Source organism: Micromonospora sp. NPDC005299 (genome assembly GCF_042872345.1).
Classification (GTDB): domain Bacteria; phylum Actinomycetota; class Actinomycetes; order Mycobacteriales; family Micromonosporaceae; genus Micromonospora.
In genome coordinates this window covers 999963-1014922 of the sequence record NZ_JBIAKG010000001.1, presented here as the reverse complement: position 1 = coordinate 1014922, position 14960 = coordinate 999963, and the positions used below count along the sequence as shown (strand labels likewise).

Annotated in this window: 15 protein-coding genes; 8 read left to right on the top strand and 7 right to left on the bottom strand. The window is 73.7% G+C overall.

Translation table 11 applies throughout. The annotated features are described in order from the left end of the window. Positions 1-39 precede the first annotated feature (39 nt). From ACFYPD_RS04930 to ACFYPD_RS04915, 4 genes are read right to left on the bottom strand one after another with little or no spacing between them, the layout of a single operon-like run. Positions 40-1179 (bottom strand): acyl-CoA dehydrogenase family protein, encoded by a 1140-nt coding sequence (locus ACFYPD_RS04930; RefSeq protein WP_387108922.1) that lies wholly within the window; start codon positions 1177-1179, stop codon positions 40-42. Then, positions 1176-2861 carry an acyclic terpene utilization AtuA family protein gene (locus ACFYPD_RS04925; protein WP_387108919.1) on the bottom strand — a complete coding sequence of 562 codons (1686 nt, stop codon included), beginning with the start codon at positions 2859-2861 and terminating at the stop codon, positions 1176-1178. Before ACFYPD_RS04925 ends, ACFYPD_RS04930 begins: the two co-directional genes overlap by 4 nt. Next, on the bottom strand, positions 2858-3652 hold the full coding sequence (locus ACFYPD_RS04920; RefSeq protein WP_387108916.1) for a TIGR03084 family metal-binding protein: 795 nt from the start codon (positions 3650-3652) through the stop codon (positions 2858-2860). The genes ACFYPD_RS04925 and ACFYPD_RS04920 overlap by 4 nt, the downstream gene beginning before the upstream one ends. 16 nt (positions 3653-3668) lie before the next feature. Then, a complete protein-coding gene (locus ACFYPD_RS04915) occupies positions 3669-4313 on the bottom strand; it encodes a TetR/AcrR family transcriptional regulator (RefSeq protein WP_387108913.1) in 645 nt (214 codons plus the stop codon). Positions 4314-4461: 148 nt separating this feature from the next. On the opposite strand from ACFYPD_RS04915, the gene ACFYPD_RS04910 reads away from it, so the two are divergent. Continuing rightward, positions 4462-5901, top strand: coding sequence for an APC family permease (locus ACFYPD_RS04910; protein WP_387108911.1), 1440 nt, complete (start codon positions 4462-4464; stop codon positions 5899-5901). After that, a complete protein-coding gene (locus tag ACFYPD_RS04905) occupies positions 5898-6914 on the top strand; it encodes an acetamidase/formamidase family protein (protein WP_387108908.1) in 1017 nt (338 codons plus the stop codon). Before ACFYPD_RS04910 ends, ACFYPD_RS04905 begins: the two co-directional genes overlap by 4 nt. Positions 6915-7043: 129 nt before the next feature. Here the strand turns inward: ACFYPD_RS04905 and ACFYPD_RS04900 are convergent, their stop codons facing one another. Then, positions 7044-7787, bottom strand: a complete 744-nt coding sequence (locus tag ACFYPD_RS04900; RefSeq protein ID WP_387108905.1) for a metallophosphoesterase family protein — start codon at positions 7785-7787, stop codon at positions 7044-7046. A 173-nt stretch (positions 7788-7960) separates the two neighbouring features. Then, a complete protein-coding gene (locus ACFYPD_RS04895; protein WP_007073398.1) occupies positions 7961-8638 on the bottom strand; it encodes a Crp/Fnr family transcriptional regulator in 678 nt (225 codons plus the stop codon). A 219-nt stretch (positions 8639-8857) separates the two neighbouring features. Here ACFYPD_RS04895 and ACFYPD_RS04890 point away from each other — a divergent pair, with 219 nt between their 5' ends. From ACFYPD_RS04890 to ACFYPD_RS04865, 6 genes are all read left to right on the top strand, one after another. Further along, positions 8858-9520 carry an adenosylcobinamide amidohydrolase gene (locus ACFYPD_RS04890; RefSeq protein ID WP_387109203.1) on the top strand — a complete coding sequence of 221 codons (663 nt, stop codon included), beginning with the start codon at positions 8858-8860 and terminating at the stop codon, positions 9518-9520. Positions 9521-9605: 85 nt separating this feature from the next. Next, positions 9606-10802 (top strand): CapA family protein, encoded by a 1197-nt coding sequence (locus ACFYPD_RS04885; RefSeq protein WP_387108903.1) that lies wholly within the window; start codon positions 9606-9608, stop codon positions 10800-10802. 60 nt (positions 10803-10862) lie between these two features. Next, positions 10863-11642, top strand: coding sequence for an endonuclease III (gene nth / locus ACFYPD_RS04880; RefSeq protein ID WP_387108900.1), 780 nt, complete (start codon positions 10863-10865; stop codon positions 11640-11642). Beyond that, positions 11639-12241, top strand: a complete 603-nt coding sequence (locus ACFYPD_RS04875; protein WP_387108897.1) for a TlpA family protein disulfide reductase — start codon at positions 11639-11641, stop codon at positions 12239-12241. The genes nth and ACFYPD_RS04875 overlap by 4 nt, the downstream gene beginning before the upstream one ends. Beyond that, positions 12238-12930 carry an NUDIX hydrolase gene (locus tag ACFYPD_RS04870; RefSeq protein WP_387108895.1) on the top strand — a complete coding sequence of 231 codons (693 nt, stop codon included), beginning with the start codon at positions 12238-12240 and terminating at the stop codon, positions 12928-12930. Before ACFYPD_RS04875 ends, ACFYPD_RS04870 begins: the two co-directional genes overlap by 4 nt. An 87-nt stretch (positions 12931-13017) precedes the next feature. Then, positions 13018-14196, top strand: coding sequence for a MarP family serine protease (locus ACFYPD_RS04865; protein WP_387108893.1), 1179 nt, complete (start codon positions 13018-13020; stop codon positions 14194-14196). Between the two features lie 12 nt (positions 14197-14208). Here the strand turns inward: ACFYPD_RS04865 and ACFYPD_RS04860 are convergent, their stop codons facing one another. Then, complete coding sequence (locus tag ACFYPD_RS04860; protein ID WP_387108890.1) at positions 14209-14931, bottom strand: phosphatase PAP2 family protein; 723 nt, start codon at positions 14929-14931, stop codon at positions 14209-14211. Positions 14932-14960: the final 29 nt, after the last annotated feature.

Genomic DNA, 14960 nt, shown 5'->3' with positions numbered 1-14960 from the left:
GTGACTGCGGGGCTCGCAAACCCGGCTCGCTCCTCGCACTCACAGGCCGATGCCCTTCGCGATGATTTCGTTCATGATCTCGGTGGTGCCGCCGCCGATGCCCAGGATCCGGGCGTCGCGGTAGTGCCGTTCCACCTCGGCGTCGCGCAGGTAGCCGAAGCCGCCGTGCAGTTGCAGCGCCGCGTCGACGACGAAGTCGCAGGCGGCCACCGCGACGTTCTTCGCCATCGCCACCTCGGTCACCACCGGCTGGCCGGTGACCACCCGCTCGGCCACGTCGTGCACGTACGCCCGGGCTGCCTCGGCGCGGGTGTGCATCTCGGCGAGCCGGTGCCGGACGAGCTGGCGGCTGGCCAGCGGGCGGCCGAAGGTGGACCGGTCCCGGCACCAGCGGGTGGCCAGCTCCACGCAGCGCTGCGCGGTGGCGTAGGCCTGGGTGGCCAGGGACAACCGCTCGGTGGCGAACTGCTGCATGATCGCCAGGAAGCCGGTGTCCTCCGGGCCGACCCGGTTCGCCACCGGCACCCGGACGTCGACGAAGGACAGTTCGGCGGTGTCCGAGCAGTGCCAGCCCAGCTTCTCCAGCCGCCGGCCGACCGTGAAGCCGGGCGTGCCCTTGTCGATCACCAGCAGGCTGAGCGCGCCGCTGCCCGGCAGGACGGTGCAGACCGCGGTGGTCACGAAGTCGGCCCGGATCCCGCTGGTGATGTAGGTCTTCGCCCCGTTCACCACGTAGTGGTCGCCGTCCCGCCGGGCGAAGGTGCGGATGCCCGCCACGTCGGAGCCGCCGTCCGGCTCGGTGATCGCCAGCGCGCCGATCATCGTCCCGGCGAGCGTCGGCCGCACGTACCGGTCGATCAGGCCGTCGTCGTGAGAGGCGACCATGTGGGGCAGCGCGATGCCGTGGGTGAAGAGCGCGGCGATCAGCCCGGAGGAGCCGCCCGAGCGGATGATCTCCTCGGTGACCAGGATCGAGTCGAGCAGGTCGCCGCCGCTGCCGCCGACCGACTCGGGGAAGCCGACGCCGAGCAGCCCGACCTTCGCGGCGGTCTCGTGCAGCGACCGGGGCACCTCGCCGGCCCGCTCCCAGTCGTCCAGGTAGGGCAGGACCTCCTTGGTCACGAAGGCCCGGGTCAGCTCGCGGAGCTGCCGCCGCTCGGGAGTGTCCACAATGGTCACGACGGCACCCCCGGGGTGAGGTCGGCGGGCAGGTCGACCAGTCGAGAGCGGAGCAGCTCGCCGAGCGCCTTGGCCTGCGGATCGAAGCGGGTGGAGGCGGCCACACCCTGCCCGAGCAGCCCCCGGATCACGAAGTTGACCGCGCGCAGGTTCGGCAGCTCGTAGCGCTCGACGGTCAGCGGGGCGGTCTCCGGCAGCAGCTCGGCCAGCCGCGCGACGGTCAGGAAGCCGCGCAGCCAGGCCCAGCCGGCGTCGGACCGGGCCCAGACGCCGAGGTTGGCGTCTCCGCCCTTGTCTCCCGACCGCGCCCCGACCAGCTCGCCGAGCGGCGCCCGCCGGGTCGGATGCGACGAGGGGTCCCCTGTTGACGCCTCGCGTTGTCCAGGGGCCCCCGGCGAACACGTGACGGCGGGCGGCGGGATCGGCGTGCGGGTGCCGTCGGGGAGGACGGCGACGTGGGCGACCGCGTCTTGCCGGACCGCGTCGGCGGTGAACACCCCGTACGGGGTGGCGTCGCCGGGCAGGGTGGTCAGCGTGCAGCCCGGATAGGAGGCCAGCGCCAGCTCCACCGCGGCCGCCGAGAAGGCCCGCCCGGCCCGCGCCATGTCGCCGTCCCGCACGTGTACGTGCAGCAGCGCGCTCGCCGCCTCGGTGTCGGTGGCGTCCGGATGGTCGGTCCGCGCCAGCGTGAACTCCAGCCCCTCCTTGCCGACCGCCTCCTCCAGTTGGCCCCGGACCAGGGCCGCCTTGGCCGGGATGTCCAGCCCGCAGAGCACGAACGTCATCGAGTTGCGGAAGCCGCCCAGGTTGTTGACGCCCACCTTGAGGGTGTCCGGCGGGGGCGTGCCCCGGACACCGGAGACCCGCACCCGGTCCGGCCCCTCCTTCGCCAGCTCCACCGTGTCCAGCCGGGTCACCACGTCCGGCCCCAGGTAGTCCGGCCCGCCCACCTCGTACAGCAGTTGGGCGGTGACCGTCTCGACGGTGACCGCGCCGCCCGTGCCGGGGTGCTTGGTGAGCACCGACGAGCCGTCGGCGTGGATCTCGGCGATGGGGAAGCCGGGGCGGTGCCCGCCGTCGGGCAGCTCGGTGAAGAAGCTGAAGTTGCCGCCGGTGACCTGCGCCCCGCACTCGATGAGGTGCCCGGCGACGGTGGCCCCGGCCAGCGCGTCGAGGTCGTCCCGGGTCCAGCCGAAGTGGGCGATGGCCGGGCCGACCGCCAGCGAGGCGTCACTCACGCGCCCGGTGACCACCACGTCCGCCCCGGCGTCGAGGCAGGCCGCGATGCCGAACGCCCCCAGGTACGCGTTCGCGGTCAACGCGTCCGGCCGGGCCAGGGCGTCGCCCTCGACGTATCCGATCCGGACGGTGAGGCCGAGCCGGTCGGCGAGGGCGCCGATCGCGGCGGCCAGCCCCGCCGGGTTGAGCCCGCCCGCGTTGGTGACCAGCCGGACCCCGCGCTCCAGCGCGGTGCCGAGGGTGCCCTCCAGTTGGCGCAGGAACGTCTTCGCGTAGCCGAGCGAGGGGTCGCGCATCCGGTCCCGGCCGAGGATCAGCATGGTCAGCTCGGCCAGGTAGTCGCCGGTCAGTACGTCCAGGTCGCCGCCGTCGAGCATCTCCCGCCAGGCGGTGAGGCGGTCGCCGTAGAAGCCGGACGCGTTGCCGACCCGCAGCGCGGTCACCGGGTCACCCCGCCGCCCGCCGCCTCCCGCTTGCCGCCGGGCGGCCCCGCGAACGCCTGGGCGATGTCCAGCCACTCGTCGGCGACCGGCCCGGTGGCGACCAGCGCCAGATCCGCGCGGTGCCGGCGCTGGATGACCAGCAGGCAGAAGTCGAGCGCCGGCCCGGTGACCCGGTCGGCCGCGTCCGCCGGCCCGAAGGCCCAGGTGTCACCCTGCGGCGCCGTCAGCTCGACGCGGACCGGCGCCGCCGGCACCGGGCGGCCGTGGGCCGCGAAGCTGTGCCCGAGGGTACGGAAGCCCAGGTGCGCGACGTGCCGCAGCCGGGACGTCGGGGCACGCCGGACGCCCAGCGCGTCGGCCACGTCCTCGCCGTGCGCCCAGGTCTCCATGAGCCGGGCGGTCGCCATCGAGGTGGGCGACATCCGGGTGCCGTACCAGGGCAGCTTCTCCCCGGCCGGGACGGCGGCGAGCGCCGTCGCGAGCGTGGCCCGGCCCGCCCGCCAGCGCGCCAGCAGCGCCGCGGCCGGGGCGAGGAACGATTCGGCGCCGTCGTCGACCAGCCGGGACGGGTCCGGGGCGGAGGTGACCGAGGCGAAGAACGCCGCCGCGTCGGTCGCCGCGAGGTGGGCGACGTGGTCGGTCCAGGCCAGGTGGGCGATCTGGTGGGCGATGCTCCACCCGGGCGCCGGGGTCGGCCGCTCCCAGGCTTCCGGCGGCAGCGGTGCGACGAGGGCGTCGAGCTGCTCGGACTCGGCGGCCAGGTCCGCGAGCAGGGCTGTCAGGTCGACCATGGTGCCTCCGGGGGAATCAGTGCGGCCGTGCGCTCCCGGGCGTCGGCGCTGCGGCGTCGGGGGTGAGCAGGGTGGCGAGCTGGCGCTTCCAGGTGTGCAGCAGGGTGGTGCGGCGGGTCGAGTCGTCGCTGAGCAGGTTGGCCACGCCGAGGCCGCGGAGCAGGTCGAGGGTGGCCTGCACCGCCTCGCGGACGCCGGGTCGCCGCTCGTCGACGCCGAGCAGTTCGACGGTGAGCCGGTGCATCTCCCGGCCGACCCGTGCTTCGAGGGGGACCAGGGCGTCGCGCAGCTCGGCGTCGGTGCGGGCGGCCACCCACAGCTCCAGCGCCGCGACGAAGAGCGGCCCGGTGAAGGCGGCGGCGAGCAGGTCGACCACCCCGTCGAGCCGCCGCGGGCCGGCCGGCAGCGCCGCGGCCTCGGTGCGCAGCTCCACGGCCCGGCGCTCGGTGAGGTGGGTGACGGCGGCGGTGACCAGGGCCGCCTTGGTCGGGTAGTGGTGCAGCTGGGCGCCGCGGGAGACGCCCGCCCGGGCAGCCACCACGGTCGTCGTCGTGCCGGACCAGCCGTGCTCCACCAGGCACTCGACGGTCGCCTCCAGCAGCCGGGCCTGGGTGGCGCGGCTGCGCTCCTGTTGAGGGACGCGGGTCGATGCGGTGGGCACGGGGACAGCGTGCCGTCCCCGAAACAAACAGTCAAGCCTGACTTTTTCTGAGCCCTGACCGAGCGATGTATACAATCCATGCGCATAGATCTAGCTGTCGGTCGATGGCTGGACTAACGTGCGCCTCACCAGATCAAGGAGGCGTGCCGTGACTCATCCTCCCGACCCATCCGAGACAGTCGCCCAGGTCGAACGGTTCGGCTACCGGCAGGAACTGAGCCGGACCCTCACCTTCACCGACCTGCTGATCTACGGTCTGATCTTCATGGTGCCGATCGCGCCCTTCGGCATCTTCGGCAGCGTGTACGCCGGCTCCGGCGGCATGGTCGCGCTGGCCTACCTCATCGGCATGGTGGCGATGATGTTCACCGCCATGTCGTACGCGCAGATGGTCCGCGCGTTCCCCATGGCCGGCTCCGTCTACAGCTACACCGGTCGCGGCATCGCACCGCCCGTCGGCTTCCTCGCCGGCTGGGTGATCCTGCTCGACTACGTCCTCGTGCCCGGTCTGCTCTACCTGGTGGCCAGCGTGGCCATGCACTCCCTCGTGCCCGGCGTGCCGGTGTGGGCGTGGCTGGCGGCCTTCGTCGTGCTCAACACCATCGTCAACTACTTCGGCATTCAGATGACCGCCCGGGTCAACCGGGTGATGCTCGCCGCCGAGCTGGTCATCCTCGTGATCTTCCTGGTCGTCGGCGTGATCGCGCTGGCACAGGGCAAGGGCGCGGGCTTCTCACTCCGGCCACTGTTCAACGCGGACACCTTCTCCTGGCCGCTGGTCTTCGGCGCGGTGTCGATCGCCGTGCTCTCCTTCCTCGGCTTCGACGGGATCTCCATGCTGGCCGAGGAGAGCCGCGAGGAGGCCCGGCAGATCGGCCGCGCGATGATCGCCGCGCTGCTGCTGGCCGGTGCCCTGTTCGTCGTGCAGACGTGGGTGGCGGCCCTGCTGGTGCCGGACGCGCCCGGCCTGCTCGACAACGGCGACCCCGAGGGGACCGCGTTCTACGACGCGGCCCGCGTGGCCGGCGGGGGCTGGCTGGCCGGGCTGACCGCCCTGGCCACCGCGATCGCCTGGGGCTTCGCCAACTCCCTGGTCGCCCAGGCCGCGACCTCCCGCCTGCTGTACGCGATGGCCCGTGACCGGCAGATGCCGCGCTTCCTCGCCCGGATCAACCCGAAACACAAGGTGCCGGCCAACGCCACCCTGCTCGTCGCCGCCATCTCCCTGGCGCTCGGCCTCTACATGGCCAGCCGGGACGACGGCATCTCACTGATGTCCACACTGGTCAACTTCGGTGCCATGACGGCGTTCCTGGCGCTGCACGTCTCCGTCGTGACCCACTACGTCGTACGCAACGGCAGCCGGGACTGGTTGCGGCATCTGGTGGTGCCGGTGGTCGGGTTCCTGATCCTGCTCTACGTCGTGATCAACGCCAAGGTCGCCGCCCAGGTGCTCGGGTTCGTCTGGTTGGGCGTCGGGTTGCTGGTCCTGCTGGCCTTCTACCTCACGGGCCGGCGTCCCGAGCTCGCCGCGCTGGTCGACGTCGCCCACGACCGCACCGACGAGCCGGTGAAGGAGCCGCAGTGAAGACCGACGTGGTGAAGTACCGGCCGGAGCCGGACGAACTCTCCTACACCTTCGGCGGGCGCGAGGCCGTGCTCCGGGTGCGCCCGGGCACGATCCTCGAGCTGTACACCGAGGACTGCTTCGGCGGGCGCGTCCGGAGCACCGACGACCTGCCGTCGCAGGTCTGCCAGTTCCCGTATCTCAACCCGGTGACGGGGCCGATCCACATCGAGGGGGCCGAGCCCGGGGACACCCTCGCCGTGCACTTCATCTCCATCGAGCCGGCCCGGGACTGGGCCGTGTCCACCACCTTTCCGCACTTCGGCGCGCTCACCGGCACCCACACCACGGCGACCCTGCAACCCCCGCTCGACGAGCTGGTCTGGCGGTACGACGTCGACGTCGCCGCCGGCACGGCGACGTACCGGGCCCGCCGGGGCGACTACACCGTGGCGCTGCCGCTGGATCCGATGCACGGCACCGCCGGGGTGGCACCGGGTGCCTTCGAGGCACGCATGACGATCACCCCGGACGCGCACGGCGGCAACATGGACACCCCGGAGCTGCGGGCCGGAGTCACCGCGTACTTCGGCGTGAACGTGTCGGGAGCGCTCTTCGCGCTCGGCGACGGGCACTGCCGGCAGGGCCACGGCGAGGTCTGCGGCACCGGCATCGAGGCGGCCATGAACACCACCGTCGTGGTGGACGTCGTCAAGGGGGTCGGCACCCCGTGGCCGCGGCTGGAGTCGGACGACGCACTGATGTCCACCGGCTCGGCCCGCCCGCTGGAGGACGCCTACCGGATCAGCCAGCACGACCTGGTCACCTGGACCGCCGAGCTGGTCGGGTTGGACCAGCTCGACGCGTACCAGCTGGTCAGCCAGGCCGGTGAGGCGCCGGTCGGCAACGTGTGCGACACGAACTACACGATGGTGGCGAAGGTGGACAAGCGCTACCTGGGCGGGGTCGGCGGGTACGACGGGGTGCACGCCCGGCTGCGTGAGACGGCCCGCGACTACCTGACCCACCGCTGACCGGCGCAGGGGCCGGCCGGGTCGTTCCCGGCCGGCCCCGCCACCCGGTGCGGTGGCAGGACCCGCTGCCCGCGGCGCCGCTGTCGAAATGTATTCACAAACTTCCCGATCTCGGGCGGGCGTGGCCGGTCAGCGGCCGTCGCGCGGGCCGAAGACGGTGAGCGCGTCCACGTCCGAGTGGCGGGAGCGCAGGTACTCGTCGGCCCAGGCGGCGGCGTCCGGGAAGCGTGACTCGGCGGCCACGCGGGCGCAGGCGGCGTCCACGTCGAAGCCGGTCCGGCGCAGCTGCACGCCCGACCCGAGCAGCGCCCACCAGGCGCCCGCACCCCCGTACGGCATGCCGACGCTGCCCGGGTTGACCACCAGGCGGCGGTCGACCAGCCGGGTGAACGGCATGTGGGTGTGGCCGCAGACCACCGTGCCCACCTCGGCCGGCAGCCCGGCGAAGACCTCGGCCCAGCGCTCCAGCCGGGAGTCGACCAGCACGACCTCCTCGTCGTCCCGGGGCGTGGCATGGCAGAAGAGCACCTCGCCGAGGCCGGCGACGGGCAGCGTGACGGTCGGCGGCAGCGCGGCCAGCCGGGCCACCTGGTCCTCGCGGAGCTGGGTCGCGGCCCAGTCGGACACCTCGATCTTGGCCGGTCGCCCACCCCGCGCCTCGACCAGCTCGCGGTCGGCGTTGCCGCCGACCCAGCGGGCCCGGTCGCCGAGCGAGGCGAGCAGGTCGAGCACCTCGACCGGCTGCGGCCCGGCCGCGATGTCGCCGGTGAGCACGATCAGGTCGGCGGCGGCCACGTCCGGCTCGGCCAGCACGGCCTCCAGCGCCGGCAGCGCGCCGTGGATGTCGGAGAGAACAGCTACCCGCTCGATCATCGCCCCAGCCTCCGCCGCGACGGGCGGATGGTCCAGCAATTCTGCGCCGGGCAGAGCCGGGACCGGCCCGGACCTCGGTGTCCCTGCGCCGGGCCGGGTTCCGCGCCCCGCGCCGAGGACGGGACCGGCCCGGACCGCAGAGGCGGGCCGGGCCGGGACGTCGGGTGGAGGTGTCAGACCCGCGCGCGGCGGGCCAGGCGCTCCGGGTCGAGGATGATGATGCTCTTGCCGTCGAGCCGCAGCCAGCCGCGCGAGGCGAAGTCGGCCAGGGCCTTGTTGACGGTCTCCCGGGAGGCGCCGACGAGCTGGGCGATCTCCTCCTGGGTCAGGTCGTGGGTCACCCGCAGCACGCCGCCGTCGCGGGTGCCGAACCGGCCGGCCATCTGGAGCAGGTTCTTGGCGACCCGCCCGGGCACGTCGGTGAAGATCAGGTCGGCCAGCGAGTCGTTGGTCCGGCGCAGCCGGCGGGCCAGCACCCGCAGCAGCTGCTCGGCGATCTCGGGCCGGTTGTTCAGCCAGGGCCGCAGGGCCTGCTTGCGCAGCCGGACCAGCCGGGTGTCGGTGACCGCCGTGGCCGTCGCCGTACGCGGGCCGGGGTCGAAGAGCGACAGCTCGCCGACCATGTCCGACGGGCCCATCACGGCGATCAGGTTCTGCCGGCCGTCCGCCGCCCGGCGCCCCACCTTGATCTTGCCGGACAGGAGGATGTAGAGACTGTCACCGGGCTCGCCCTCGTTGAAGACGACCTCGCCCTTACGGACCTCGATCGTCTCCATCTCCTTGGCGAGCGCCTCGGCAGCCTCCGGGTCGACACCCTGGAAGATCCCGCTGCGGGCCAGTACCTCATCCATCGCGCACCTCCGCTTGCGCGTGCCGTCCGTCGGCCGGGTCCGCCGTCCGCTGATCCCTCGCGCGCCGCCAGTCTAGGCGCACATGAGCACGAATCAGAGGTGCACCCCTGGAATCTTGATCGTTGGGCGTAACCTGCCCGACCCGGTCAAGGACTAGGATCCCGCCTCCGGTGCGGGTGGGCGCCACCCGCACCCACCTGTGATCGTAGGGTGACCGGCGTGCTGAGCGAGCCGTTCCTGACCACCCGGCCCGAGGATGGGTCGGACATCCCGCTGCTGGTCTGGCGGGCCGAGGCCCCGCTGCTGGCGGTCGGCTCCGCCCCACTGGGCGGGGGGATCGGCGTACGCGAGTGGGTGGTCAACGCCACCGTGCCGATGTCGTACGACCGGGAGGACCCGGCCGCGCACCTGGCCGAGTTGGCCGACGGGCTCGGCCTGGGCGGGCCCGGCGTCGGGCTGCTGACCGGGGTCGACGTGACCGAGGTGGTGACCCGGACGGACGGCGGCGTCCGGGTCTGGGCGACCGTCGGCCTGGGCATGCCGGTCTGGGCCGCCGCGCCCGCGCCCGCCACCCCCGCCCAGCGGGTCGGCACGGTCAACATCGTCGTGTACGTGCCGGCCCGGCTCGGCGACGCCGCCCTGGTCAACGCGGTGGCCACGGCCACCGAGGCGAAGGCCCAGGCGATCTGGGAGCTGGGGTTGCCGGCCACCGGCACCCCCACCGACGCGGTCAGCGTGCTCTGCCCGGCCGACGGCGATCCGGCCCCGTACGGCGGCCCCCGCTCGGCCTGGGGCGCCCCGCTGGCGCGGGCCGTGCACGCGGCCGTCCTGGCCGGCGGCGCGGGCACCGTCGTGCCCTGGTCCCGCCGGCGGGCGGGCTGAGCGTGGACCGGCCCCGCCCGGCCGACGGCTTTTCCGACCGATCGGCCCTCGTCGTCGCGTCCCCGGGACGGTAGCGTCGCCCACGATGTACGCTCCCGCCCTCTCCGTGCCTCGTCCCCGCCGCCCCGCCGGCCTGCGCGCGCGCCTCGCCGCCGCCTTCGGCGCGGTGCTCGTCGTCCTGCTCGTCGCCGGCTGCGGCGACGCGGGTTCCGGCGACGGCCCCCTCTGGCAGCCGGGCCAGGGCGGGGGATCGACCGCGTCCGGAGGGCCGGCCGAGGGCGACCAGGCCGCCAAGCCGAGCGGTTCGACCGAGAAGTCCATCTCGCTGACCGCGACCGGTGACGTGATCATGGGCAACGCCCCGTCCCGGCTCCCGGCCAACGGCGGGAAGGGCTTCTTCGACGACGTCAAGGCCGCGCTCAAGGGCGACCTGGTGATGGGCAACCTGGAGGAGCCGCTCACCGACGACACCGGCGCCGGCAAGTGTGGCCCGAAGCCGAATAACTGCTACCAGTTCCGGGCGCCCCCGGGCTGGGCGGCGCACCTGCGCTCGGCCGGGTTCCAGCTGCTCAACCAGGCCAACAACCACGGCTACGACTACGGCCAGCAGGGCTACGAGAACACCCAGTCGGCGCTGGAGGCCCACGGGCTCAAGCACACCGGCGCGCCCGGCGAGATCACCGTGATCGACGTCAAGGGCGTGAAGGTCGCCGTGGCGGGCTTCTCGTCGTACCCGTGGTCGAACAGCCTGGTCGACATCGACGCCGCGAAGCAGGTCATCACCATGGCCAAGGGCATGGCCGACCTGGTCGTGGTGCAGGTGCACATGGGCGCCGAGGGCCCCGACCGCACCCGGGTGACGCCGGGCACCGAGAGGTACGTCGGGGAGAACCGGGGCGATCCGATCCGCTTCTCGCACGCCGTGATCGACGCCGGCGCCGACCTGGTCATCGGGCACGGCCCGCACGTGCTGCGCGGCATGGAGTTCTACAAGGGGCGCCTGATCGCCTACAGCCTGGGCAACTTCGCCGGCGGCGGGAAGTCGCTGAACAGCGCCGGCCGGCTGGGCTGGGGTGGCGTGCTGAAGGTCTCGCTGACCGCGGAGGGCCGCTTCGTCGGCGGCCAGTTCACCTCGACCGCGATGAACAGCGTGGGCCGGCCGGCCGTCGACGGGCAGGACCGGGGCCTCGGGCTCGTCCGTGAGGTGAGCCGGTCGGACTTCCCGACGACCGGCGCCAAGCTCGACGGGAGCGGCAAGATCAGCGCGTCGGCGGGTGGCTGAGGACCACCGCACCCGCGTGGGCCCGACGGGACGTCGTCCCCGCGACGTAGGCTGACCGGCGTGACCACGTCCTCCCCCGAGACCGACCTCGGTCGCACGCGCCGTGCCCGGCGGATCGGCCGGGTGCTGACCGAGACCCACCCCGACGCGCACTGTGAACTCGACCACTCCACCGCGCTGGAGCTGGCCGTCGCCACCATCCTGTCGGCGCAGTGCACGGACAAGAAGGTCAACGAGGTCACCCCGAAGCTGTTCGCCCGTTACCGCACCGCGGCGGACTACGCCGGCGCCGACCGGGGGGAGCTGGAGGAGCTGATCCGGCCCACCGGCTTCTACCGCAACAAGACCAGCTCGCTGATCAACCTGGGCCGGGCGCTGTGCGAGCGCTACGACGGCGAGGTCCCCGGCCGGCTGGCCGACCTGGTAACCCTCCCGGGCATCGGGCGCAAGACCGCCAACGTGATCCTCGGCAACGCCTTCGACGTCCCCGGCATCACCGTCGACACCCACTTCCAGCGGCTGGTGCAGCGGTGGCGGCTGACCACCGAGACCGACCCGGTCAAGATCGAGCACGCGATCGGCGCGCTCTACCCGAAGCGCGACTGGACGATGCTGTCGCACCGGATCATCTTCCACGGCCGGCGGGTCTGCCACGCCCGCAAGCCGGCCTGCGGCGCCTGCACGCTGGCGAAGCTCTGCCCGGCGTACGGCACCGGGCCGACCGATCCGGTGGCCGCGGCCAAGCTGCTCAAGGGGCCCCGCGCCGGGGACCTGGCGGCGGCCGTCGGCATCGACCCCGACCTGGTGCCGCAGCAGGCGGTCGCCGCGGAGGTGCCGTGACCCACCGGCTCGCCTACCTGCTCGTCCCGCTGCTCCTCGCGGTCGCCGGTTGCACCGGCACGACCGTCGAGCCGGCGGGCCCGGCGCCGGCCACCCGCGCCGAGCGCCCCTCGCCGTTCGCCGACTGCGCCCCGCTGACCGCCGCGCCGGCCTCCGGCCCGGCCCCGTCCGGCGCCGCCGGGGACCCGCTGCCCGACCTGGCGCTTTCCTGCTTCACCGGGGGCGCCCCGGTGAACGTGCGGGACATCCGGGGGCCCGCGGTGATCAACGTGTGGGCGTCCTGGTGCCCGCCGTGCCGCAAGGAACTGCCCGCCTTCCAGCGGCTCAGCGAGCGGGCCGGCGGCCGGTTCCAGGTGATCGGCGTCAACAGCCGGGACAGCCGCGGCGGCGCGCAGTCCATCGGCGAGGACTTCGGCGTCCGGTTCCCCATGCTGGTCGATCAGGGTGACGCGTTCGAGCGGGCGCTCGGCCGCAACTCCTTCCCGCTGACCGTCCTGGTCGACGCCGACGGGCGGATCCGGCACACCGACTCGACCGGGGCGCTGGACGACGCCCGCCTGGCCGAGCTGGTCCGTACCCATCTCGGGGTGCGGCTGTGACCCGACGGCCGCCGGACTGGCTCGATCCGCTGCTCGGCCGGCTCGGCACCGCGCGGGCCGAGGATTTCACCCGGCTCGCCACCCCGGAGAGCGGCGGCCGGGAGAGTGCCGTGCTGGTGCTGCTCGGCGAGGAGCCGGGCGCCGGCCCGGACGTGCTGGTCCTCCAGCGCGCCGCCACGCTGCGCAACCACGCCGGGCAGCCGGCCTTTCCCGGCGGCGCGGCCGACCCGGAGGACGCCGACGCCAGCGCCACCGCCCTGCGCGAGGCGAACGAGGAGGTCGACCTCGACCCGGCCAGCGTGACCGTGCTGGCCGAGCTGCCCAAGCTGTGGATCCCGGTCAGCGACTTCGTGGTCACCCCGGTGCTCGCCTGGTGGCACGCCCCGCACCCGGTGCATCCGCGCGAGCCGGCCGAGGTGGCGCACGTCGCCCGGCTGCCGGTCGCCGAGCTGGTCGACCCGGAGAACCGGATGCGGGTACGCCACCCGAGCGGCTGGATCGGCCCGGCCTTCTCGGTGCGCGGCATGCTGGTCTGGGGCTTCACCGCCGGGGTGCTGAACACGCTGCTGGAGATGGGCGGCTGGGCCCGCCCGTGGCCGCGTTCCCGGGTGGTGGAGCTGCCGCCGGTCGCCGCCGCCCCGGCCCCCTCGGCCGGCACCGACGCGGTCGACGAGAGCCCGGTGCGCTGACCCGGCGGGGGTCACCCGCGCGGACCCGAAGGTCACGTTCAGCGAGCGGTCAGCTTCTTCCGGGCGCGGTGCCCGTACCCTGGGGGCGTGTCCGCCGTGGATCTCGTACTGCTCCTGCTCATGCTCGTGTTCGCGATCAGCGGATACCGTCAGGGCTTCGTCATCGGGGCGCTGTCGTTCTCCGGCTTCTTCCTGGGCGCGCTGCTCGGCCTCCAGCTCGGGCCGCTGGTCGCCCGGCAGTTCACCGACAGCGGCACCCGCGTGCTGATCTCCCTGGTCGCCATCTTCGGACTGGCTGTGCTGGGCCAGGCGTTGGCCGGCTGGCTCGGCTCCAACCTGCGGGCGGCCATCACCGGGCCGGCCGGGCGAAAGGTCGACGACGCCGGCGGCGCGATCATCTCGGTCTTCGCGGTCATGCTGGTGGCCTGGCTGGTCGCCGTGCCCCTGGGCTCCTCGTCGGTGCCCTGGCTCGCCTCCTCGGTGCGCAACAGCGCGCTGCTCACCGTGGTCGACCGGGTGCTGCCGGACCAGGCGCAGGAACTGTCCACGGCGCTGCGCGACACGGTCGACACCAACGGCTTCCCGGACGTCTTCGGCGACCTCGCGCCGACCCGGTCCCGGCAGGTCTCCCCGCCCGACCCGGCGCTGGCCAACTCCCAGGTGGTGAAGAACAGCCAGCGGGCGGTGGTGAAGGTGCTGGGCTCCGCGCCGAGCTGCGCCCGCCGCATCGAGGGCTCCGGCTTCGTGTACGCCGACGACCGGGTGATGACCAACGCGCACGTGGTGGCGGGCACCCGGTCGGTGGCGGTGGAGCTGCGCGGCGAGCGCTACGACGGCGACGTCGTCGTCTACGACCCCGCACGGGACCTGGCCGTGCTGCACGTCCCGGGGCTGCCCGGGCCGTCCCTGCGCTTCGCCGCCGGTGAGGCCGGCACCGGGGCCGACGCCATCGTGCTGGGCTTCCCCCTCGACGGCCCGTACGACGCCCGCCCCGCCCGGATCCGGGACGTCGACCGGATCACCGGGCCGGACATCTACTCGGCCGGTGACGTGACCCGGGAGATCTACACGATCCGGGCGCTGGTCCGCAGCGGCAACTCGGGCGGCCCGCTGGTCTCCTCGAACGGGCTCGTGCTCGGCGTGATCTTCGCGGCCGCCGCGGACGACCCGAACACCGGCTTCGCGGTGACCGCCGCCGAGGCCCGGTCGGTGGCGCTGGCCGGCGCGGAGCGTACCCGGGGAGTGGCCACCGGCGAGTGCACCTGAGCCGGCCGGCGGTCAGCCGGCGGCGGTGCTCGCCGGGGTCACGTCGTCGTCGGAGCGGCCGACCGGCACCTTGGTCCGACCCCAGGTGAGCGTGCGGTCCAGCACGGCCCGCGCCATGATCGCCACGCAGGCGCCGCCGTTGAGGAAGGACGCCACCACGTCGCTCGGGTGGTGCATGCCCCGGTACATCCGGGTGAGCGCGACCCCGACCGGCACCAGCACGAGCAGCGTCCACCAGGTGACCTTGGCCGGTGTGCTCCGCGCCCGCAGCGCGAGCAGCACCGCGATGCCGACGTAGAGCGCCATCGCGGCCGAGGTGTGCCCCGAGGGGAAGCTGGAGGTCGGCGGCGAGTCGTCCATGTGCTCGACGGCCGGCCGGTGCCGGTCGATGACCATCGTGGTGAAGAGGAAGATCAGCGCCTGCGCGCTCACCGCGGCGCAGAGGAAGAGCGGCTCCCGCCAGCGGTGCAGCACCAGCCGCAGCACCAGCGCCACCAGCACGGTCACCACGACGATCAGTTGGGTGCTGGCCAGCGTGCTGAACACCAGCGAGACGTCGTTCCAGCCGGAGGTTCGGTGCGCGGCCAACTCGCGGTTGACCGCGTCCTCCACGGTGAACGGCCAGGTCGTCGAGAGCACCCGGGTGACCAGCAGGCCCAACGCCACCAGGACGGCGAAGAGCAGGGCGATCGGCAGCAGTACCCGCCGGGCGATCTGGACCGCGACATCGGACATGAGCCGCCCTTTACCCCGGCGAGTGCCGG